Raw genomic sequence first — 21,544 nt, 5'->3', positions numbered from 1 at the left:
CGGTTGTATTCAGGTATGGCTTATCCTTATACGCTGCTTGCTAACTCGTTTTTCAAACGGTCCTTCTGTCTTAAATGGTGACGGTAGTGCATCTCGACGAGCATAAACCATTCCTTGGCATTTAACATACCGAAACGTGGATGGGCGACGGTGTGCTGCATGGATTCCTGTTCAAGCATCGGCCCAATCTCTTTCATTCGACGCAAGACCGCTTGCAGCCCTTGAACAAGCTGCTCCTTACTATCGGGCTGTCCTGGTGTGTATTGCGGTGAAGCAGGAACCTGAATACGGATTGGCGGCAAGCTTCCTTGGTTAAATATCGCTTCTCCTGTTTCTGTTTTTCCTTCTGTAGAAATAATCGCATCTTCGCTTCGCGTCATGCAATCATCCGCATTGCGGAGCTGCATATACAGAGCAGAATTAATCAGATGCACATACATTTGTCCCAGCGACCATTCGCTCTCACTCGGTTGTCTTCTTAGCTGCTCCATAGTAAATTCATTTAATTCCTGAATATAATGTTCGGTGATTTCTCCAAAATGCTGTAAGGTTTCGGTTGTATGCATAGCTTGAAACAGCTCCTTCTTCTTGATCTGCTCTTACTATACAACAAGGCTACTGACACCATTATGTCAGTAGCCTTTCAGCATCTTTGCAGCTTCTTCACGGACCCGATTTCGCAGCGATTCTGGCTCAAGCACCACGACATCTGCCCCCCAGCCCAGCACCCAATGCAGCAGCTCCTCAGGCTGACGAACGTGAAAGGTCGCCATTAAACCTTCCTCATGATCCTCCATTTGTGTCATGAAAAAGCTGCCTGCCCCCTTAACTTTATCCGCAATATCTGGATGTACTTGAACACGCACAAGGACACGCCGGTCATCTGCAGGCTTGTGGTCCTGCAAATTAAAGTCAGTTGGAAACGTGAATGAGTCTTCCAATAAGGTCAAATCACTCATTCGAGATAAGCGAAAATGGCGAAGCTCCTGACGTAAATCACAATACGCTACCAATATCCATGAACCTTGAGCAAACACAAGTCCATATGGGGCAACATCACGAACACTATGACGATTTCCATCCGCTCCAGGTATGTTCTTCGAATAATGAAATCTTACCTTGCGCTTGTCCAGTATGGCCCGGCGCAAAGCTTCCAAGCCTTCTTTTTCTCGTCCACTATTATAGGTTTCACCCGTAACGAGCAATCTGATCGTCGTTCGAACCCGGTTTGTCTCCTGGCTTACACTTTCCGGTAAGATCGCTTCGATTTTTTCGCGAGCGCTTTGTGCCTTTGTACGGTAATCCGAATCAAATTTATGCTCGACAAAGTCCGTACCAATCATTAGCGCCACGGCTTCTCCCGCTGTAAAGCTCACCGGAGGTAAAAAATACCCTTCCATCAAGGAATATCCTAATCCCGGAGCACCGACAATCGGAACGCCTGCCTCACTAAGCGCTTGAATATCACGATATATGGTCCTTGTACTTGTTTCAAACTTGGCCGCCATATCCTCTGCTCTTAAAACACCCTTGCGCTGCAGCTCGAGTACGATGGCTAACAGACGGTCTGTTTTGTTCATACCGATGTATCCCCTCCGGAATATACAACCCTACTATCTTCATTTGTAAAGCTTACCATAAAAATCGATACGCAGCGCGCTCTGAAGGCAAAAGGGAACCGTCGGGCTGCTCTTCGCCGTTATTAGCCTTGACCCCCCAGGCGCTGCTTCAATTTTGCCACATTCGAATAGTCAGATATATCAAACAACATGATATAATAATCGTATATACAATCCATACTCCATAAACAACGTAGCCATGAATTCAACAGGATATGGGCAAACTAGCGTTATCTCATTCAGGGTATGGGGCTTGGAAATTAGGAATTCAATATATCCAAAAGGATCGTGTTAAACATGATGGTTGCTATCATCTTTGGGTCGGTTATTTCTTTGATTATCGTTTTGGGTTTAACTTTTTGGATTACCAAGAAAGCTTACTCACGTAAATGGGAAGAAGACGAATAACATCTTCACGGCAAAAAAGCTATCCATGACCGCTCAGGCGGAAGGGTAGCTTTTTTTATTGTTAACAATTCGCCATAATAGTCGAAAGCAGCAATTTAGTATCAAAAAACTCTTTTTCCCCATTTGTCGTGCAAGCGATGCGAGTTTCGGAAGCTGGTGAATGAATTCTCAATTTTATGTATATACCATTAACATTGAAACTTGGGTTCGAGTGGAATTTGTCGATGGAGGTCACTATGCATATTGTTGAAGTTATCAATTTGACGAAGGTATTTGGACAAGACCCCAAAAAGGCCCTCTTGCTTCTGGATAAGGGATGGTCCAAAAAGAAAATATACGAAGAAACCAAGCATACCATTGGCGTCAACAAAGTCAATTTGACCATACAGGCTGGTGAAATCTTTGTCATTATGGGCTTGTCCGGAAGCGGAAAGTCGACTCTGATCCGTCTATTGAATCGTCTTATTGAACCGACCGCAGGAACAATTCTCATTAATGGAGAGAACATCGTAACGATGAACCAAGAACAGCTTCGTCAAGTCAGGCGCAGCAAGATCAGTATGGTTTTTCAAAAGTTCGCCTTGTTTCCACATAAAACAGTCATTGAGAATGTCGAGTTTGGCTTGGAGATTCAAGGCGGCTCCAAGCAGGCCAATCGGCAGAAAGCGCTGGAGTCCTTGGAGCTTGTCGGTTTGCATGGACTCGGGGACAGTAATCCCGACCAGCTAAGTGGTGGCATGCAGCAGCGGGTTGGACTGGCTCGCGCTTTAGCGAATGATCCGGACGTTCTCCTCATGGATGAGGCATTCAGCGCTTTGGACCCTTTAATTCGTAAAGATATGCAGGACGAGCTGCTGGAGCTTCAGGATAAAATGAAAAAAACGATTATTTTCATCACGCATGACTTGGATGAAGCACTGCGAATCGGCGATAAGATCGCTCTTATGCGGGACGGCTCCATTGTCCAGATTGGGACACCTGAGGAAATATTAATGAATCCGGCGAACAAATATGTGGAACGTTTCGTGGAGGATGTCGATCTGTCCAAAGTATTAACAGCTGCCTACGTAATGCGTAGACCGGAAACCATTACTATGGAACGCGGACCCCGAGTCGCTCTGCAGCTGATGCAGGAAAGCGGGATTTCGAACCTGTATGTCGTGGACAGAGCCAAGAGGCTGATAGGCGCCATTACGGCAGAAGACGCAGCGATGGCTGTACAAGCTCGTCAAACCATTGAGGATATCGTCATTCGGGATGTGCCTACGGTTCCACCTGACATCCATCTGAATGAGTGCTTTGAGCTGATTAGCAGTGCCAAAATTCCGGTTACAGTGGTCGATGAAAAAGGACGTCTATTAGGTATTATCGTCCGCGGCGCAGTTCTGGCTGCCATTGCAGGCGCCCCTGAACCTACTGACAAGAAGGTGAACCCCTGATGCTCCCAAAAATTCCTTTGGACCGCTGGGTAGAATCCGTCATCACCTGGCTAAATACGAATCTGGCATTTCTGTTTCATTTTTTCTCTTCGATTATTGGCGGGATTGTAGGTGGATTTACATTCCTTTTCCATGCTTTCCCCGCTCTTGTCGTTATCGTAATCCTGACGCTTCTTGCCTACTACTTCGGTAAATGGCGGCTGGCGTTGTTTGCAGTACTCGGATTGCTGCTTATTCTTAATCTCGGTTATTGGGAACCCACCATGGACACTTTGGCGCTGGTATTAACCTCCGCTCTTATTTCCATTATTCTTGGTCTGCCTCTCGGGATCTGGTGCGCCAGAAACCGCTCGGTGAGGAGTACGCTGACCCCGATACTGGACTTTATGCAGACGATGCCAGCGTTTGTGTACCTGATCCCTGCGGTTACCTTTTTTGGTCTTGGCGTCGTTCCAGGTGTTATCGCCTCGGTTATTTTCTCAATCCCGCCAACTATTCGTTTAACGAATCTCGGCATTTTACAGGTACCAGATGATTTAGTGGAGGCTGCGGATTCATTCGGGTCGACTCCGGCTCAGAAGCTTTTTAAAGTTCAGTTTCCACTTGCGCTGCCAACTATATTAGCCGGGGTCAATCAGACCATTATGCTGTCTTTGTCGATGGTAGTTATTGCTTCCATGATCGGAGCGCAGGGTGTCGGAGCCGATGTATACCGGGCGGTCACCCAATTGAAAACAGGACAGGGGTTTGAGGCAGGCCTTGCCGTTGTTGTATTGGCTATCTTACTGGACCGACTGACACAGAGCGTAATCGGTAAGAAAAGAACAGCGAAACCGTCTTTCGCCTTAAAAAAGCCTTTGATCATCGCGGCTGTAGTCGCTTTCTGCATCGCTGCTATCTTTATCGGAATAAGGAACAAGGCTCCTGTTGCGACAGGTTCTTCTGTGGGAGATCAGGTGGGCTACAGCATAATTGGTATTGATCCCGGTTCAGGCCTCATGAATGCTGCGGACAAAGCACTTAAAGCCTATGACCTTACCTCTTGGAAGCTCATCGAAGGGTCCAGTACGGCTATGACCATAGCCCTGGACAGAGCCTACAAGGAAAGCAAGCCCATTATCGTGACTGGCTGGACACCGCACTGGATGTTTGCCAAGTACGAGCTCAAATATTTGGCCGATCCGAAAAACGTATTCGGTGGTGATGAGGAGATTCACACGATTGTACGTCTGCATTTGCAAGCGGATCAGCCTGCCGCTTACCAATTCCTAGATCGTTTTCAGTGGAAGCCTGCCGATATGGAGCAGGTGATGGCCAACATTCAGGAGGGGTACAAACCGGAAGAAGCGGCTTCACAGTGGGTGGAGGCTAACCCAGATAAAGTGAATGCCTGGATTAGCGGGATTCCCAAAGTGGGAGGAAAGAAGATAAAGCTTGCCTATGTAGCTTGGGATTCTGAAATCTCCAGTACGAACGTTGTTAAATACGTGCTGGAAAGCAAATTAGGCTACCAAGTGGATATGCTGCAGGTGGAAGCCGGACCGATGTGGGCAGGGATCGCTAGCGGAGATGCTGACGCCATGGTGGCAGGCTGGCTGCCCACAACACATCAAGACTATTATGAGAAATTTCAAGGTAAATTCGAAGACCTCGGACCCAACCTGGTTGGAACCAAGCTCGGACTGGTCGTTCCTGCCTATATGAGCGTTACCTCTATTGAAGACTTGGCTGTCAAATAGCTGCAAGCTTATCTAAAATAAAGGCTTCAACGACCTTGGCAACGCCATCGTTCATATTGGTATCCGTAACAAAATCGGCAATTTGTTTAATATCGTCATGGGCGTTGCCCATCGCCACGCCCAGTCCTGCAAATGTAATCATGGCAAGGTCGTTGTAACTGTCTCCGATGGCGATGACCTCTTCTTGTTGAATGCCAAGCTGCTGAATAAGATGATGCAAGCTTGTCCCTTTATCTACGCCAGCTTCCGTGAACTCCAGGAAAAACGGCTTCGAGCGCATTACACTCAGCTTGCCTTTGAGCTGCTCTTGAAGTTTCTTTTCGACCATTACCAGCTTTTCAGGGTCTTCCATCATTAATACCTTTACAACGGGTTGTTGGATCGCATCGACAAAGCTATCTACCTTGACGATTTTCATTCCCGTAATAACGGATTCGATATCGGTATACTCATTATGGGCTTCCGTTACGATCTCATCACCTGTATAGGTGTGAATCCATGCTTTCTCTTGTTTACTTATGTGGTATAGCTCATGTACAGTTTCTGGCGTTAAGGTACTGCTGAATATCGGTTCGTTGGTTGCGCAGTTAACAATTGTGGCACCGTTGAAGGATAATATATAACTTCCGTATTTTTCGAGCTCCAGCTCCTTGGCAATATGGGTCATCGCAAACGTAGGACGGCCGGAAGCAAGTACTACCTTAACCCCTGCTTCCTGTGCGTTGATTAATGCTTTCAGGGTACGCGGAGAGATGGTATGGTCATCACGAAGCAGCGTGTCATCTAAATCAAGTACGATCATTTTGTAGTTCATCCTATTACGCCCTTTCCAGTCTGCTCTTTCGTATGAAGAATCTGCTTTTCATTGTCCCAGAACTCTTTTATGAAAGCAAGAGATTGATGACTTTACCAAAGAAAAGGACCATGGCTCTGCAACGGCAGAACACACAGTCCTTGATCCCACACTCGAACACGAGCGAGATAGCTATTTATATCCACATTTTCATGTGTGATGTTTACGAAACTGTGCGCTGCAGCTTGCGGTATCTCAGCAGCATGGCAGCCCGCCAAGGTACGAGCATGCCAAAAGCGAGTAGAAAGAAAAGCGCTCCTGTTTGCGGGATCGATATATATTGTTCGATGTAGCTATGAAGCGCTACCCTTAGTGCCAACAGACCGAGCATGACGAAAGCAAATGACTTGGATCGCTTGACGAACACTTGACCATCATGCAGCTCCAATTGCGAGCTTCGGATTAATGGATAAGAAAATAACAGCAGTCCCACCAAAAAAGCAAGCAAACCCCACATCCCTGGCACCCGGAAGGCAGGCGCGACAAACATCAAAAAACCAGTGCTCATACCGATCGGTGGCATGATGATTTTTACGGTTGAGATCGGTTTGTTGGTTCCTCTCATACGGACGAAGATGGCTAGCAGTGCCATCGCCACCATTCCAATGCTCGAAACAACTTGCATATGAACTGCACCGAATTGGACCATAACTGTATCCCTCCTATATTAGGCTTCCCATCATAATCTCAGAAAAATCATTGTTCAATCCTATAAGAAAGTACACAGTCCAAGACTGACATTCAATTAGTCATTCGTGACTAATATAATTATGATTATATATCGTTAATCTGTAGTAGTCAACCGTGACTATTACCCATATGTCGTAAATATCTCCGGTCTCACTGTTTGCCTAGATTGCCATGAATACACAAAAAAGCGAATTCTGCGCTGCAACGCATAACACGCTTTCTTTAATCCGTATACATACCGGTCTGACCCCCAATATGATGAAAAAGATGGAATGCTTTACAGCTTATCTTAATATCCGCAGTTCCCTCGCCCGTTTAATAGCCTGCGCCCGCCTTTTCACACTAAGCTTGCTGTACAGATTGTACAAATGGTTTTTGACGGTACCTTCCGTTAATAAAAATCGATCGGCTATTTCCTTATTGGATAAGCCTTCTGCCAGAGCCAGTAATATTTCCGTTTCACGGTTCGTCAAGGGATCCACAAGGACCTGTAAGGCATCCCCGGTATCCTTCGCAAGATGAAACTCCATATGTTCAGGGCTGTTCATCAGCTGATTTGCATCATTCAATTTCTGGTATCCAGGCTTATTCGTCAAATCCCCGCCCTCTATCCAATCAGGCCAATTCTCCATCAAGTCGGTGCGCAGCTCCTGCTGGGCCAAGTTAGTTCTCTCAAAATCATACTTCGTTTCTACAGGCCCCGCGGCAAGGGTAACCGACCTGCGATCCATCTGAGTCCCCTCATTCGATTGCTCGGTAAGTGCTCTCTGAATCGTTCGAAGAAGTCGATCCTGTGTAAGCGGCTTGACGATATAATCGTACGCATAGACGTCGAATGCCGATAGTGCATATTCCTTATGTGAAGTCACAAACACAATTTTCATATGTTCGCCACGCTCTCTTAATCTTTGCGCAAATTCAATCCCGCTTTCTCTTGGCATACTAATATCGACCAGCACCAGATCGACTTCATGGTTCTCCACAAACGAATACGCCGACATCGTCTCCAGAAAACTGCCTACAACTTCGACTTCCTCGATCTTGCCAAGCATTCGTCTCATGATCAAATGCATAGCCTTTTCGTCATCGACAATGACGATCTTCATATCATCCCCCCTCCCTTTAGTCCGGTAATTACTCAAGCTTCCTCGTGAAGCGTAGGAATGGAAAAGTAAAAGATGCTCCCTTGATCAAGCTTACTATCGAACCAGATATCTCCACCGTTCATTCGAACAAACTCTCTGCATAAAGTGAGCCCCAGCCCCACACCCCGCTCGCCAGCCGTTCCCACTGAAGAAACCGGATTATCGTCCTGAAATAAGGTACTGGCCTGATCCGGCGTTATACCAGACCCGGTATCTTTGATCGATACAATAATTTCATTATCTACCTGATGGGCTTCAATTTGAATGCTTCCTTCGTTATCTGTAAATTTAATCGCATTAGACAGGAGGTTGCGAATGACCAGATCCAACATTTCTTTGTCAGCATATATCCGGGTCCCTTTTGGTATCAGAGACGTTATTTGTATGCGCTTGCCTTTACTTCGCACCTGCAGCGGCCGGATATTAGCCTGAACAGTGTGGGACAGATCAGCGATAACCGGGTTAAACACCATTCCACCTTTTTGGCTGCGAAACCATTCCAGCAAACTTTCCACCAACATAAAGGTATTCTGGATTTGCTGTCCCATTTCGTTGACTACCTCATCATGTTCCCCATCACAAGACTGCATTTCCTCCTCCATGAGCTCCATCAAACTGACAAGCACCGCAAGCGGGTCGCGAATATCGTGAGCGATAACATTGAACAGCTTGTCCTTGAACGAATTGAGCTCGCCAAGCTGCCTGGTACTCGTTAACAACTTCTCCTGATTATGTACATCCTCTGTAACATCGCTTAACAGCAGCATAATACCCAGCGCAACCTGTTTGTTGTCACTGACCTGTGAGATATGGACATTATAAAATTTGGAGGTTTCTGCCTCTGTAATCATCAGCCTGCTATCCTTGAAGGGCTCCTGTCTGATCCTGTCTATTAGCTCCGGATACACAGAGAAGACATCGGCAGCCAGCATACCATTCGCTTTTTTATGATTCAAGCCTGCCATCACCCGTCTGGCTGACTGATTGAAGCTGGTGACCCTATAGTCCAGATCTAATACAATAACTGCGTCCCGCATCGATTCAAACACTTTTTGTAAAGCCAGAGGAGCCAACTTCAGCAGGTTAAATTGATAGATTCCCCACATATAAAAAATTCCCGAAAAAACAAATCCGAAAGGGGAAAAATCAACGGAAGTAGGGATAATACCGCTCAAATATACAGCCGTCACGCCGTAAGGCCCGCAGGACCCAATCACCACAAAAATAATTTGCTTCCTGACCGTAGTGGCCGCATCCCGATACATATGAAACAGTAGACCCATGCCGATAATGCAAAAGAAATAGGCATACCCCACATGAACCTTGTATAAAGGGCCCGTGACCATGGAAGCTAGTGGAAATCCCTCAGAATCGTCAATCGTTATACTTTTGTAAAACAAATGATGCCAGTCGTTCGTATAATGTGCTACGAACGTAACAACAGGAACGACCATCAGCAAAGCGATTCTCCCTCTGTTCAGAAAAGCTTGGTGACCCGTAAACTGCAGCACCATCATAAACCAGAGTACCGTGCCAAAAGGAATTCCGATATATTCAAACCTCAACCAGAAGCGGATTTGCTCAAGGTTGGAGCTGACAATTTCAAAGGCATATCCGAAGGAATAAAAGGAACCCGCCAGCAAGCCCAAGCCCAAGCTGACCGCGATCGGCAGCTCCCTCCTTTTCCAGCAAAGGTAGGTCATGAACAAGGAGCAGCAAGTAGCGGCCATCAGCAGTGCAGAAAAGTACAGTACATAGCTCATAATCGGCTGCTATCCTCCAGGTAGAATTTGATCCAAACCTATCGTAAAAATTGTATGAAAGAAAGGATCTCGCTTCTGCGGATCCATTCAGATTGATAAATTTACAGTTTTGTGTAAAATTCAGCTGTTCCTTCACCTATCCAAGCTGCTGCATCTAATTAGCTATCCGGATTTTATTATAGCTTATCTACCCATGGTTAGGGATTATTTTTTAATGAATTCGTTGAAGTCAGGGATACACCGTCACAATGACTCCATCCATGTTGTTGCCTGATATTTCATAGCGGCGGTTGGCGGGTACTTTAATCGTCGTGTTATTGGAAACCGGGTAATAAGAAATCTCATACTTCTCACCATCAACCTGAAACGTAACGCTCTTTTCTTTTTTAACGTAATCCAAATATTGCTCCAAAACCAAATGCTGTTTTTGCATAATGGCGCTGTGAGGCAAACCAACATAACGATAATGCCATGGCTCATATTGAATGCCTGTGATCGCTGTCTGGTCCTTCGGGTAGCGTAAAATAAAACCGTATTTCCACGCATTTTGATTAAGCCACTTTCCTTCAGGCGCTTGATTCATCTCCATCAAAGTGGATCCAATATCCAGAGATAAACCTAGATTGTGTTCGCTATACCCCGCGGGCAATGCATAGTCCGAGCCCATTTCTTCATACAGCTTCTCTTGCTCCTTCAGGCCCCGATAGCCGCTTGTTATGGAAAAGTTGCGTACTTTATCTTTATCAGCAGCACCAACCAGCTTCTGGAATGCTTGAACTACACTTTTGGATAGTTGGATATTGTTATCGTACAAGCCATAGCCCTTAACCAATTCCTTATGCTGAGACAGCTTGATCACATCGGATTTCACACCTTGTTGATGAAGGGGATATACCTTATTGACCAATATCAGATTCCCTTGGTAGACCTGATCCTTTGCCACCTTTATCGTTTGGTTCTTCACCTGAGAAGACACCTCTTGTGCTTGATTGGGTTTGTTACTTGGATACAGCAGTGAGACCTCCGCCTTTTGTTGAAAGACTCCATAACCGAGCAGTAAAAGAACAACAAACAAAAAAAACCACTTCTTCATCCTCAATTCCCTCCTGTCCTTCACACCTTCAGGATAGGGGAAAATCTTTAAAAAGAAGTGGGGTAAATATAAAGTTTTTCTTAAATTATGGGAGCACGGAAACTTGGGATGGGATTGTATGATCTGGTTATGTCGTGGTGTGCTCTCGGGGTAAACGCACTTCAAAGACCGTACGTATCAAGCTGCTTTGAACAGTAACGGTGCCATGATGCTGCGACACAATATTTTTCGTAATGAACAAACCGAGACCTGTACTTCCCCCTTGATGAGATCGTGCTTGATCGCCGATATAAAACATTTCAAAAATATGGGGCAGTTCCTCAGGATCAATACAATCACCATAATTGACTACTTGAACGACTACTTCTCCGGCATCCAGATAGCCATTAATATCTACAAACTGGCCGTCACTTCCATAACGGATGGCATTGGTCAAAAGATTTTGAAATCCACGTGCCAATAGCTCGCCGTCACCCCACATATTCAGATGCGGAGCCACATTCAATCGGGCAATAAGTTGATTTTTCTCCAAAACCGGATATAGCTCTTCATTTACTTGTATAAGCAGCTCACTAAGATCAATTTCTTCCTTTACAATGGGAAGCATGCCGTAGTTCATTCTGGCGATTTCAAATAGCTCATCAATCAGCTTTTCTAATCGTTGAGACTTGGTAAAAGCGATGCTCGTATAATGTTTGATTTGTTCCTCTGTTAATTGATCGTCCTTAAGAATGAAATCCAAATAACCCAAAACTGAGGTCAAAGGCGTACGCAAATCATGAGCCAAATTCAAGACCAGTTGATCCTTACTGCTTTCTGCAAAATCACCTCTCTCTACAGCCGCTTGCAATTTTTCACTAGCCAGATTAATATCCTTCGCAATATCGCCAAATTCATCGCCCGCTGAGATATGAACCCGGTTTTTAAAATCGCCATTGGCGAGATGATGTATCCCGTTGGAAATCTTATGAAAATAAGCAGCATAAGGCTTCGTTAAGAAAAAGAAAAACATGATCGCGAGCGGGACAAAAATAAGCAGGAAAAAGTTAACGTCTCCGATCCTATTCACAAACAAGCGAATATAAGCCAGTGAATCTCCATATCGGACTTGAGAATGATAATACAGCTGGAGAGCTTTATAGACAACATAGGTAATGATGCCGGATAGAATCATACTTAAACCGAGTAGCAGGATCATTTTGGACCGGAAGCTGCGCAGCTTTTTATCCATTAAATGTGTACCCGACTCCCCAAATGGTTTTGATCAGCTTGTTTTTATGCATATCTTCTCCAAGCTTTTTCCGTAAGGTACGAATATGCACCATGACCGTGTTCCCACCCTCATAGTAGGCTTCGCCCCACACCTGCTGAAAAATATGTTCCGCACTATAGACTTTCTTGGGAGAACGGGCCAGCAAGTACAAGATATCAAATTCCTTTGGCGTCAGCTCGACAGTCTGGCCATACAGGGTAACGGTACGTTGATCCGGATAAATGGCCAATCCCCCTGCCTCCAACACAGGTTTATTCGCTGCTGCCGGTTGATTCAACTGCATCGAACGCCGCAGCTGAGCATTCACACGAGCAACCAATTCCATCGGGTTGAACGGTTTGGTCATATAATCGTCCGCTCCCCTTACCAGTCCTGCGATCTTATCCAGATCAGAGGTTTTGGCACTCAAAAAAATGATGGGCATAGCATGCTGTTCCCGAATTTGTCGGGTGACTTCATAACCGTCCAGCTTGGGCATCATAATATCTAGAATCGCCAAATCAACGGCATGTGTCTGAACAGCCTGAACAGCCTCCAACCCATCCGAAGCTTTAATAACGTGATAACCCTCTTTGTGCAGATGTAACGCAACCAGCTCCGCAATCTCTATCTCATCGTCAGCTATTAAAATCGTGATTCGTTTCATAGGATCCATCCCTTGTGTATTACTTTGAAATATCAACAAACCCGTTTCCGAATACATCACGCACATCATGAACGGTGATAAACGCATTTTTATCTATCGACTTCACAATTTTTTTGAGCAAACTGACTTCCTGCTTGCTGACTACAATATAGAGGATCTCTCTGGGCTTTTTGGAATAGTAACCATGACCGTACATAACGGTAACGCCTCTGTCCAACCGTACATTCACTTGCTCAGCGATCTTATTCTGTTCTTCCGATATGATCGTAACCGCCTTTTTGGGATTAACGCCTTCAATAATAAAATCCATCACCTTGGTGCCTACATAAAGCATAATAATCGTAAGCATCAAGCTCTGGGCCCCAATAATAAAATAGGAAGAAGCTGCGACGATTAAATCCAACAACAGCAAGGAGTAGCTGATATTCCAGTCCAAATACTTATTAGCAATCCTGGCCAATATCGTCGAACCCGCCGTAGTGCCACCTACCCGAATAATCAAGCCTAGCCCGATACCAGCAAATACCCCGCCAAATATGGCGTTTACCAACAGTTCATTAGAGGAAATGCGCCAGCCCTCTGTGACATACAGAAAAAAAGAATTGAAGACCACAGCAATGATCGTATAAATAATCGTCGTCTTATCCAAAAATTTATAGCCGATCATCAGTAAAAAAGCATTCAATATCAAGTTGACCAGTCCCGGAGACCATTGGAACAAGTAATATAAAATAATCGTTAAGCCCGTAACCCCGCCCTCACCAAAGGTATTGGGAATAATGAATAGATTAACAGCCAGTGCGAACATCAACGAACCTGCAATAAGAAAAATCATATCTATGCCTTTTTGTTTCATGACAATGCCACCTTTTATATACACGATCCATTATGCAAGCGTCTTATACGCGAGAATAGTATACCATATTACGCAATTACTCATAAAATCGATGATTTTAGGCTGGCTGTCCGACGGTGGAACCCATTATCTCCACATCATTTCGATGGAAGCATGGGTTGACTAAACATTCTTAACATGATATCTTTAATTTAAGATTATTTATATAAAGATATTATCGATGAGGTGATGCACCATGACGAAGCAGTCTGCGGATGATGATCAAGCTCTTTCACTCAAGCTCTTGGTCGTGTTATCCAAAACCTACAAGAGCCTTATGGATAAGGCTGCCAAGGATATTAAAAACTATGAGTTAACTCCTTCCGAGTTCGGAATTCTGGAGGTATTATCGACCAAAGGCAAAATACCCATTCAACAAATTGGCGAGAAAATTCTAATCACAAGCGGCACGATGACTTATAACCTGGATAAGCTGGAGAAAAAGGGGCTCGTTGAACGGATCCCTTGCCTTGAAGACCGAAGAGTTGTTTATGCGGACTTGACGGTTGCAGGTAAAGAAATGATTAATCGTATTTTCCCACAGCATGCAGAAAGTATACAGCAAATTATGAACGGCCTTTCGCAAGCGCAAAAGCAAGAAACCATTGAGCTGCTCAAACTATTAGGTAAAGGAGTGCATGAATATGACAACAACATTCAGAACTATTGAGGGAACCTATCAGGGTGCACCATTCCATATGGTAGGGGATGGATTTCGTGTATCCAACTACTTTCCGTCGGGTAATAACTTCGGACAACGATTCAGCCCGTTTATTCTCATGGACTATAACGCACCGTTTGTTTTTCCACCCAGCAGTAAAACCAAAGGAGTCGGCGCTCATCCTCACAGAGGCTTCGAAACGGTATCTATTGCTTATGACGGTTATGTCGAGCATCATGACAATCATGGCAATCACGGGATCATTGGACCCGGGGATGTTCAGTGGATGACAGCGGGCTCTGGACTGCTGCATAAGGAATATCATGAGAAGGAATTTTCGCAACGCGGCGGCAGCTTTCATTTTATTCAACTGTGGGTTAATCTCCCTCGTGCGAATAAGATGCACCCGCCCCAATATCAGGAATTACTGAAATCAAATATGGGTAGAGTAGCGCTGCCTAATGATGGCGGAGAAGTCCGTATCATCGCTGGTGAGTACAACGGCGTTCGTGGGCCTGCCAGCACCTTCACGCCGATCCATTTGTTTGATATTGATTTCAAAGCTAATGGGAGAGCGCAATTCGAGCTTCCCTCCTCGTTCAACACTGCCGCTTTGGTGCTTAGAGGGGAAGCCAAAATCAACGAAACCACCATCGCGAGCGAAGGAACATTTGTTCTATTTGGCAATACTTCCGGTGAAATCGTCATTGAAGGACAAAGCGATGATACACTGGTCATTATCCTAAGCGGGGAACCCATTAATGAGCCCATCTTTCAACAAGGTCCCTTTGTCATGAACAGCCGCGAAGAGATTACTGAAGCTTATCAAGACTTTCAATCAGGCAAAATGGGTAACGCAAATTTCTAACACATCAGGAAAAGCACAGCTCAGCAGCCATGAGATGACTTCTGGATTTATCGGGAGTCATTTCTTTTTTTGAAAGTCCAATAGTGTTACGCTTTTCATGCGGTCGACGTCCCTCGTATCCATATCATTGAGCCTTAGGCAAGGAACAACCACTTTATGTGATTTGGTTTGTGATCGCGGCTAGTACCTGTTCCCAATGAAGCTTCATCTGTTCTCTTGTGTTGGAACTATCCAGCTTTTCCTGGTGAAAGCTAATCGTTGTTTTGTCAGGCTTATCGGATAGCAAACGGATTTGCAGAGTGGATGGCTGTTCCCAGTCCTTGGTCCCCCATGTCATACGGAGTTGTTGAAACGGCTTAACCACTCGCAGCTGACCTGTAATGCCTTCTTTGGATCGAAAAGATTCCCCCACGTTTAGATTAAGGGATGGCAGGTCGCCGAGCCATAATTTCAAGCCCTCAGAAGAGATCAGAAATACCCAGGCCTGCTCCTGGGAGATAGGAAGCGTTCTTCGAACTCCAACTTGGAAACCTACTGAAGCCGTTTGACCAATAACCTTATGCGGCCCGGAAAACGTCTTGCTGTCCATTACAACACCTCATTCCTTATAGTAGGTTCAGTAACCCCCAAGCAGCGTCATAGCGCACGCTTGGGTTGGTTAACTAACTGTTAACTAACACCCTCTTCTTCTTCATCATAATGCCACCCTTTCCCATTGTAAAATATAGGATGACACCATGCGTCATATCTATTGTTATTATAGAAACAATAGCATTGATCGATCATTATTAAGGGTATTATAATGGGAGGGTATTCAACTACCACTGAGGAGGCCCTTTTTATGTTGAAATCCATTGCTGATATTCGTATTCCTGATAGTAAGCTAGCGGTTGGAGCGGCTGAATTACTTCGCGAGCATGGTAACACCCTACTATGGAACCATTCCCACCGCGTCTATCTTTTCGGAGCTCTTCAAGGCCAGCATGCAGGAGTCAAATTCGATCCCGAGCTTCTTTATATTAGCGCACTGTTTCATGACTTGGGGCTTACTCCGAAATATAGCAGCCCCGACAAACGCTTTGAAGTCGATGGGGCCAATGCAGCCAGAAGCTATCTTCAGCAGCACGGAGTTCCTGATGAGTCTATTCGACTTGTATGGGATGCTATCGCCCTGCACACGACCATCGGGGTCGCCCAGTATAAAGAGCCCGAAGTGGCGTTAATCTATTCAGGAGTAGGCTATGATGTTATGGGTGAAAACTTTGACAGCATCTCGGAGGACATACGTGAGAAGGTTGTCGTTGCGTTCCCGCGTGATAATTTCAAAACGAAGATCTTGCCAGCTTTCCTTGAAGGCTTTAAACATAAGCCGGAAACTACGTTTGGGAATATCAAAGCCGATGTATGCGGGCTTTTACTTCCGGGTTTTAAGCATACCAATTTTTGTGACTGTGTGCTGCAATCGCCGTGGAGGGAGTAGTGGTATAATAGGGACATTGTGATCAGTCTATATAATGTCTTGCGGAGGTCAATATGGAAATCAGGCAGTTAGAATATTTTATGGCAGTATGCAAGACGCTTCATTTCACACGTGCTTCGGAGGAACTAGGAGTAACACAGCCTACTTTAAGCCATCAAATCAAAGCATTAGAAGATGAAATGGGCACCTTGTTATTTGACCGAATAGGAAAAAAAACAGCGATAACCGAAGCTGGATTCATCTTATTAAAGCATTGCCACACGATATTTAACAGCATGGTAAGTGCTCGGGAAGAGATTCAGGAGCTGCAAACTATGAAACAAGGCAGCTTGACAGTAGGAGCTCTAACGGGTGAGCTTAATCAATTGGTTTCCCAATTGCTTTTGGAATTTCACGACAATTATCCCAACATCAAGATTACGATTGTTAGTTCCGATGATATTGTAGAACGGGCCCTGCAGAATGAAATTGACTTTGCTTTAACGATTGTTCCGGTGCATGATGAACGAATGACCACAGTGCCCTTATACGAGGAGGAGCTGTATTTGGCTATTTCCAAACATCATCCTTTGGCTCACAATGCTGCCGTCCATTTAGATGAAATAGCCCATTTGCCCTTCATTTTGTTCCCCAAGTACTACAAGTGCCGCCAGCAAATTGATGCTGCTTGTTCATTACAAGGAATAAGCATCGCGCCGTTAATTGAAACAGATTCTCCCGAAGCGATCATTTGCTTGATAGAAAATCAGGCGGGCGTATCCATTCTCTCCAGAACGCTGTTGAATATATGGAATAATGAACACATTAACATTATCAAAATCGAAAACCCCTCTTTCCACAGACAAATCGGAGTGGTCCATCACAAGGAAAAATATATGGGGTACGCTGCTCGTGAATTCATCGATTTATTAAAGAAAACGACAGAAGCTTATCATTTGCTACTTCCATCGACATGACTCCGCAGTAGGCTTCCTCCAGCTTAAAATAGCAAAAGCCCAGTACCTTAATAGATACCGGGCTTGCTTTTGCCTCGACTTTCGGTCAGCTTGCCTTCGCACATAACCAATCGAATCGAATTTATGATTTAAACAAATCCACATGAATTTTCACTACGGCCTTCTTGATTTTCGTTTGCTGCCCCATGCCGGGTCTATGAATATCGTTCGGGAAAAAGACCGCATACATCCCAGGTTTGAGCTGGAGCATTAGCTCGTCCGCCGTAGGCTCATACAGCGCGTAATCCTGTTCACTGTCATAAGGCTTCGCAGTTACAGCATCGTCCCGAAGTGCAAACCAGCCGATAGTCTCTTCGCCTTCAATCAGGTAATGGACATCGATATACAATTCATGTTTCTCGGCAAGCTGATCTTGAATGGGTTTGGTTTCGAATTCCATAATTGTAGCGTATATCTGGTCGCCATTGATTTCAATTCGCCCTGCAGCAGGATTTTGTTTGAGGATTGTATTCAGTTCCTCTATGGCCGATACGATAATCTTATGCTCGAATGTAGATTGGCTTTCCCATAATGACATCGAACCTATAATCATAACCGATTCCCCCAATTGCGTATTTCAGAAGTCATTCAACATTTGCACAATATCAAAGTAATTTAACAGTCACGGACGCAGCCGTGCTTTCCTTATTTCTAATGGACTCCTCATAATCCCTTTTGAAATATTCAACATATAGGAGGTCCAGCAAATAGAGCTGTGATATTTTCGCAGATAAGGAACCGCCCTGCAAAGGGCCCTCGTTCGCACCGCACAGCAGCGTAAGATCCGAATAGGAAGTGAGCGGGGACTTCTCGAATCTGGTAATGGAAATGATCGTCGCGCCGCGTTCTTTTACCTTCTTGGCCACCTCGATGGTATCCTTGGTAGAGCCGGAATAAGAAATAATCACGGCAACATCCCGTTTGGTCATCAATGCCGCCGACATCATCTGAAGATGCGAATCGATCGTACATTCCGTTTTGTTGGTGATGCGCATAAACTTGATTTTCGCTTCCATGGCCGTCATTAACGAAGAACCGACGCCAAAAAAGATGACCCGTTCCGCTTTAAGCAGATGGTCTATGGCTTGATCCATTTTGGCGATATCGATTAAATTAAACGTTTCGTTCAATGCGCTGATATTGGTTGCCAACACCTTGGAAGCCACCTGATCGATCGTATCATTCATCAGAACCTTGTCCGTGAGCTGCGGTATTTCATTTTCCACCGTGATGCTATGTGCCAGTGCAATCTTGAAATCCTGATACCCTTTATAGCTCAAGGACCTGCAAAACCTGAATATACTGGATTCACCCACTCCGCAAACATCTGCCAGATCGGTAATGGACATGTATACCACACTTTTCGCATTTTCCAGGACATGATCCGCTACTTTTTTTTCCGTATTCGTCAGGTTATTGTACTTGGAATGTATCGTTGTAAAAATATTGACTGCGCGCAACCTATCACCTCTTTTAATCCTCAGGATTCAGACGCTCGGGGCTTCAGGGATTATAGCTGCGCGACATTCATCGTAAAAATAGTGATGCCGCACCTAATAAACCAGCCTTGTTCCCAAGTGATGCCTTAACTATTTTCACGTCCGAGAAACTTTCCATAATCAAATCCTTGGTTTGTACCTCGACTAGACGAACCAGCTCATCCTGCTCCATCACTCCGCCACCAACAATAATAGCCGATGGATTAAAAATATGAATGAGTGACGCTAAACCAACGGCTACCTCGGCCGTCCAGGCGTGTACAATTTGCTGCAGCTTATCGTTGCCTGTTCTTATTTTATCAAATAAAACTTTCCCGTCCACACATTCCGGATCTGCTTGCTTGGCCATTCGGACCAAGGCTGTCGTTGAAGCATAGGTTTCATAGTAAGGCTTGCCTGCACTGCTGCTCATTTCCGACAACGGACGCGTAAGCATATGCCCAAACTCCGCGGCCACACCGTTCGCTCCACGGTATATCTGATGATGAATAACAATAGCTCCGCCGATCCCTGTACCGAAAGTAAGACATAAGAAATCTTGAAACGATTGGGCTGCACCAAAGTAAGCTTCTCCGAGCGCGGCCGCATTGACATCATTTTCTACCTTAACCGGCTTGTGAAATCGATTTTCTACAAGCTCCCTAATCTTCATGCCCGTGTAATCCGGAATATTGGGATTTGCATAAACAATATATCCTTCTTCGACATTGACTTGACCGGCTGTACTGATAGCAATCGCATCGTATTCCTCATACGCGGCCATCTGGTCAAGTAATCTTTCCACGACATGAGGGCCTCCCCTGTCGCTTTCCGTCGGGTACTCCTTAAATTGATCGATATGTCCTCGTTCATCGCAAATGCCCATCTTCGTGTTGGTTCCACCGATATCCGCCGCTAAAATTTTCATGACCATACGTTATTCGACAGCCTTCATAAATTTTTTGGTGATTTCCATCGGTCTCGTAATGGCAGACCCCACTACAGCCGAGTAAATACCCAGATCGAATAATTTTTTTAATTCCTCGGGTGTCGAAATACCGCCCTCTGCAATGACGGGAACAGATAGCGTATTCACAAGTGTCTCGATCAAATCAAAATCAGGCAAGGATTTGTCTTTGGTCGCTTCTGTATAACCGCTTAACGTAGTTCCGATACTATCGAAACCAAGCTCAACAGCTGTGAGGGCCTCCTCATAGGTCGAGCAATCCGCCATAAAGAGCTGATTCTTGTACTTTTCTCTTATGTGAGGAAACAGCTCCGTTATGGTTAAGCCATCCGGTCTTCTGCGGTCGGTTGCATCCATCGCGATCATATCTACACCTTCGCGGTAAAGCTCATCGACTTCCTTCATCGTAGGGGTGATAAATACTTCCGATCCTTCATAAACACTTTTGATAATCCCGATGATCGGTAAATCCACATGCTTTTTGATTTCCTTAATATCGTCCACGCTGTTAGCTCGAATTCCCGAAGCGCCACCCAAGTAAGCCGCATATGCCATTCTTCCCATAATAAATGGGCTGTGCAGCGGTTCTTCAGGCAAGGCTTGGCAAGAAACGACCAGCTTTCTTTGTATCATATCGAGTATATTTCTGTTTGTATACATCTGCTTCCAACTCCACACCTATAATATTTACTCTTTGACAGCTCCAGCTGTCATACCTTGGGTAAAGTACCGTTGGAATAAAATAAAGATCAATAACATCGGTATCGCAGCCACCGTGGCCCCCGCCATTTTATAAGCGAAGTTCGGATTCAGATCCTGCATCAAGGTAGCGGTACCTACCATTAATGTTTTCATGTTCTTCTCTTGCCCTACGACGGATTGCCATAGGTAGTCGTTCCAGACTTGAACGAAGTTTAGGATAAATAACGCACCGATGCCAGGCTTGACTATAGGCAGCATAATTTGCAGGAAGGTTCTCCATTCCCCTGCCCCATCAATTCTGGAGGCTTCTCTTAAAGCATTCGGAGTCGCATCAAAAAAACCTTTTAACAAAAACACCCCAAATGCGGTAGCAACGTTCGGCCATATCATCCCGTTGAAGCTGTTGACCATTCCAAATTGCTGCGTAATCCGAAATAAAGGCACAATCATGATTTCCTTGGGAATCATCAGGCTGGAAATAAAAATGATAAATATGATATCCTTACCTTTGAATTTAAGCTTCGAGAAGGCATACGCGGCCATCGCCCCTACGATGATGACAAGGACGGTGGAGGCACCCGATACAAATATACTGTTGAATGCCCATCTTAAAGCCGGTTGGCTTTGAAACACATCTGCATAGTTCGAGAAGGTGATCGTGCTCGGCCACCAGTCGGGCGGCATCTTCACAACATCCGAGCTGTTTTTCAGCGAGCTTGTAAACAACCAATATAAAGGAAACAAGTTAAACAGCGCGAGGAGAAAGATAATGATATTGGATATAATATCAGATCGTTCCATCTTCTTCTTGTTATTTTTCTGCGACATAC

General features: G+C 45.0%; 22 protein-coding genes. 6 read left to right on the top strand and 16 right to left on the bottom strand.

The window, feature by feature from the left end; all coding sequences use genetic code 11:
- Window positions 1–26: 26 nt before the first annotated feature.
- Window positions 27–566, bottom strand: a complete 540-nt coding sequence (locus OB236_RS07670; RefSeq protein ID WP_262683410.1) for a DinB family protein — start codon at window positions 564–566, stop codon at window positions 27–29.
- Between the two features lie 66 nt (window positions 567–632).
- Window positions 633–1,580, bottom strand: a complete 948-nt coding sequence (locus OB236_RS07665) for a helix-turn-helix transcriptional regulator (RefSeq protein ID WP_262683409.1) — start codon at window positions 1,578–1,580, stop codon at window positions 633–635.
- 683 nt (window positions 1,581–2,263) lie between these two features.
- On the opposite strand from OB236_RS07665, the gene OB236_RS07660 reads away from it, so the two are divergent.
- Complete coding sequence (locus OB236_RS07660; RefSeq protein ID WP_262683408.1) at window positions 2,264–3,466, top strand: quaternary amine ABC transporter ATP-binding protein; 1,203 nt, start codon at window positions 2,264–2,266, stop codon at window positions 3,464–3,466.
- Window positions 3,466–5,205 (top strand): glycine betaine ABC transporter substrate-binding protein, encoded by a 1,740-nt coding sequence (locus tag OB236_RS07655; RefSeq protein WP_262683407.1) that lies wholly within the window; start codon window positions 3,466–3,468, stop codon window positions 5,203–5,205. Before OB236_RS07660 ends, OB236_RS07655 begins: the two co-directional genes overlap by 1 nt.
- Here OB236_RS07655 and OB236_RS07650 read toward each other — a convergent pair.
- The 8 genes from OB236_RS07650 to OB236_RS07615 all read right to left on the bottom strand — a co-directional run bounded on the left by OB236_RS07650 (window position 5,198) and on the right by OB236_RS07615 (window position 13,524).
- Window positions 5,198–6,019 carry a Cof-type HAD-IIB family hydrolase gene (locus OB236_RS07650; RefSeq protein WP_262683406.1) on the bottom strand — a complete coding sequence of 274 codons (822 nt, stop codon included), beginning with the start codon at window positions 6,017–6,019 and terminating at the stop codon, window positions 5,198–5,200. The genes OB236_RS07655 and OB236_RS07650 overlap by 8 nt on opposite strands.
- 202 nt (window positions 6,020–6,221) lie before the next feature.
- The gene (locus tag OB236_RS07645) at window positions 6,222–6,707 is read right to left on the bottom strand and encodes a CcdC family protein (protein WP_262683405.1); all 486 of its coding nucleotides are present in this window, start codon (window positions 6,705–6,707) and stop codon (window positions 6,222–6,224) included.
- A 325-nt stretch (window positions 6,708–7,032) separates the two neighbouring features.
- Entirely contained in the window at window positions 7,033–7,854 is an 822-nt protein-coding gene (locus OB236_RS07640; protein WP_262683404.1) for a response regulator transcription factor, read from the bottom strand.
- A gap of 32 nt (window positions 7,855–7,886) precedes the next feature.
- On the bottom strand, window positions 7,887–9,656 hold the full coding sequence (locus OB236_RS07635; protein ID WP_262683403.1) for a sensor histidine kinase: 1,770 nt from the start codon (window positions 9,654–9,656) through the stop codon (window positions 7,887–7,889).
- 229 nt (window positions 9,657–9,885) lie between these two features.
- Window positions 9,886–10,749, bottom strand: a complete 864-nt coding sequence (gene vanY / locus OB236_RS07630) for a VanY-A/VanY-F/VanY-M family D-Ala-D-Ala carboxypeptidase (protein ID WP_262683402.1) — start codon at window positions 10,747–10,749, stop codon at window positions 9,886–9,888.
- Window positions 10,750–10,876: 127 nt separating this feature from the next.
- Window positions 10,877–11,980, bottom strand: coding sequence for a HAMP domain-containing sensor histidine kinase (locus OB236_RS07625; protein WP_262683401.1), 1,104 nt, complete (start codon window positions 11,978–11,980; stop codon window positions 10,877–10,879).
- Window positions 11,973–12,668, bottom strand: coding sequence for a response regulator transcription factor (locus OB236_RS07620; RefSeq protein WP_262683400.1), 696 nt, complete (start codon window positions 12,666–12,668; stop codon window positions 11,973–11,975). The genes OB236_RS07625 and OB236_RS07620 overlap by 8 nt, the downstream gene beginning before the upstream one ends.
- Before the next feature lie 19 nt (window positions 12,669–12,687).
- Window positions 12,688–13,524 carry a YitT family protein gene (locus tag OB236_RS07615; protein WP_076233798.1) on the bottom strand — a complete coding sequence of 279 codons (837 nt, stop codon included), beginning with the start codon at window positions 13,522–13,524 and terminating at the stop codon, window positions 12,688–12,690.
- 235 nt (window positions 13,525–13,759) lie between these two features.
- On the opposite strand from OB236_RS07615, the gene OB236_RS07610 reads away from it, so the two are divergent.
- Both OB236_RS07610 and OB236_RS07605 read left to right on the top strand, forming a co-directional pair.
- The gene (locus OB236_RS07610) at window positions 13,760–14,233 is read left to right on the top strand and encodes a MarR family winged helix-turn-helix transcriptional regulator (RefSeq protein WP_262683399.1); all 474 of its coding nucleotides are present in this window, start codon (window positions 13,760–13,762) and stop codon (window positions 14,231–14,233) included.
- Window positions 14,208–15,092, top strand: coding sequence for a pirin family protein (locus OB236_RS07605; RefSeq protein ID WP_262683398.1), 885 nt, complete (start codon window positions 14,208–14,210; stop codon window positions 15,090–15,092). Before OB236_RS07610 ends, OB236_RS07605 begins: the two co-directional genes overlap by 26 nt.
- 154 nt (window positions 15,093–15,246) lie before the next feature.
- Here OB236_RS07605 and OB236_RS07600 read toward each other — a convergent pair whose 3' ends face one another.
- Complete coding sequence (locus OB236_RS07600; RefSeq protein ID WP_262683397.1) at window positions 15,247–15,681, bottom strand: SRPBCC domain-containing protein; 435 nt, start codon at window positions 15,679–15,681, stop codon at window positions 15,247–15,249.
- 252 nt (window positions 15,682–15,933) lie between these two features.
- On the opposite strand from OB236_RS07600, the gene OB236_RS07595 reads away from it, so the two are divergent.
- Entirely contained in the window at window positions 15,934–16,572 is a 639-nt protein-coding gene (locus tag OB236_RS07595) for an HD domain-containing protein (protein ID WP_262683396.1), read from the top strand.
- A 53-nt stretch (window positions 16,573–16,625) separates the two neighbouring features.
- The gene (locus OB236_RS07590; protein WP_262683395.1) at window positions 16,626–17,528 is read left to right on the top strand and encodes a LysR family transcriptional regulator; all 903 of its coding nucleotides are present in this window, start codon (window positions 16,626–16,628) and stop codon (window positions 17,526–17,528) included.
- 121 nt (window positions 17,529–17,649) lie between these two features.
- On the opposite strand, the gene OB236_RS07585 is transcribed toward OB236_RS07590, so the two are convergent.
- From OB236_RS07585 to OB236_RS07565, 5 genes are all read right to left on the bottom strand, one after another.
- Window positions 17,650–18,120 carry a YhcH/YjgK/YiaL family protein gene (locus OB236_RS07585; protein ID WP_262683394.1) on the bottom strand — a complete coding sequence of 157 codons (471 nt, stop codon included), beginning with the start codon at window positions 18,118–18,120 and terminating at the stop codon, window positions 17,650–17,652.
- A 52-nt stretch (window positions 18,121–18,172) separates the two neighbouring features.
- On the bottom strand, window positions 18,173–19,027 hold the full coding sequence (locus OB236_RS07580; protein ID WP_076233791.1) for a MurR/RpiR family transcriptional regulator: 855 nt from the start codon (window positions 19,025–19,027) through the stop codon (window positions 18,173–18,175).
- Window positions 19,028–19,094: 67 nt separating this feature from the next.
- Window positions 19,095–19,979 (bottom strand): ROK family protein, encoded by an 885-nt coding sequence (locus tag OB236_RS07575; protein ID WP_317259324.1) that lies wholly within the window; start codon window positions 19,977–19,979, stop codon window positions 19,095–19,097.
- 3 nt (window positions 19,980–19,982) lie between these two features.
- Window positions 19,983–20,672: an N-acetylmannosamine-6-phosphate 2-epimerase gene (locus tag OB236_RS07570; RefSeq protein ID WP_262683393.1), complete on the bottom strand. Its 690-nt coding sequence runs from the start codon at window positions 20,670–20,672 to the stop codon at window positions 19,983–19,985.
- A gap of 27 nt (window positions 20,673–20,699) precedes the next feature.
- Window positions 20,700–21,542 (bottom strand): carbohydrate ABC transporter permease, encoded by an 843-nt coding sequence (locus tag OB236_RS07565; RefSeq protein ID WP_262683392.1) that lies wholly within the window; start codon window positions 21,540–21,542, stop codon window positions 20,700–20,702.
- Window positions 21,543–21,544 lie beyond the last annotated feature (2 nt).

It is taken from the genome of Paenibacillus baimaensis (assembly GCF_025567575.1).
The sequence above is the reverse complement of the archived record's forward strand: the minus strand, read 5'-3'. Positions and strand labels throughout refer to the sequence as shown.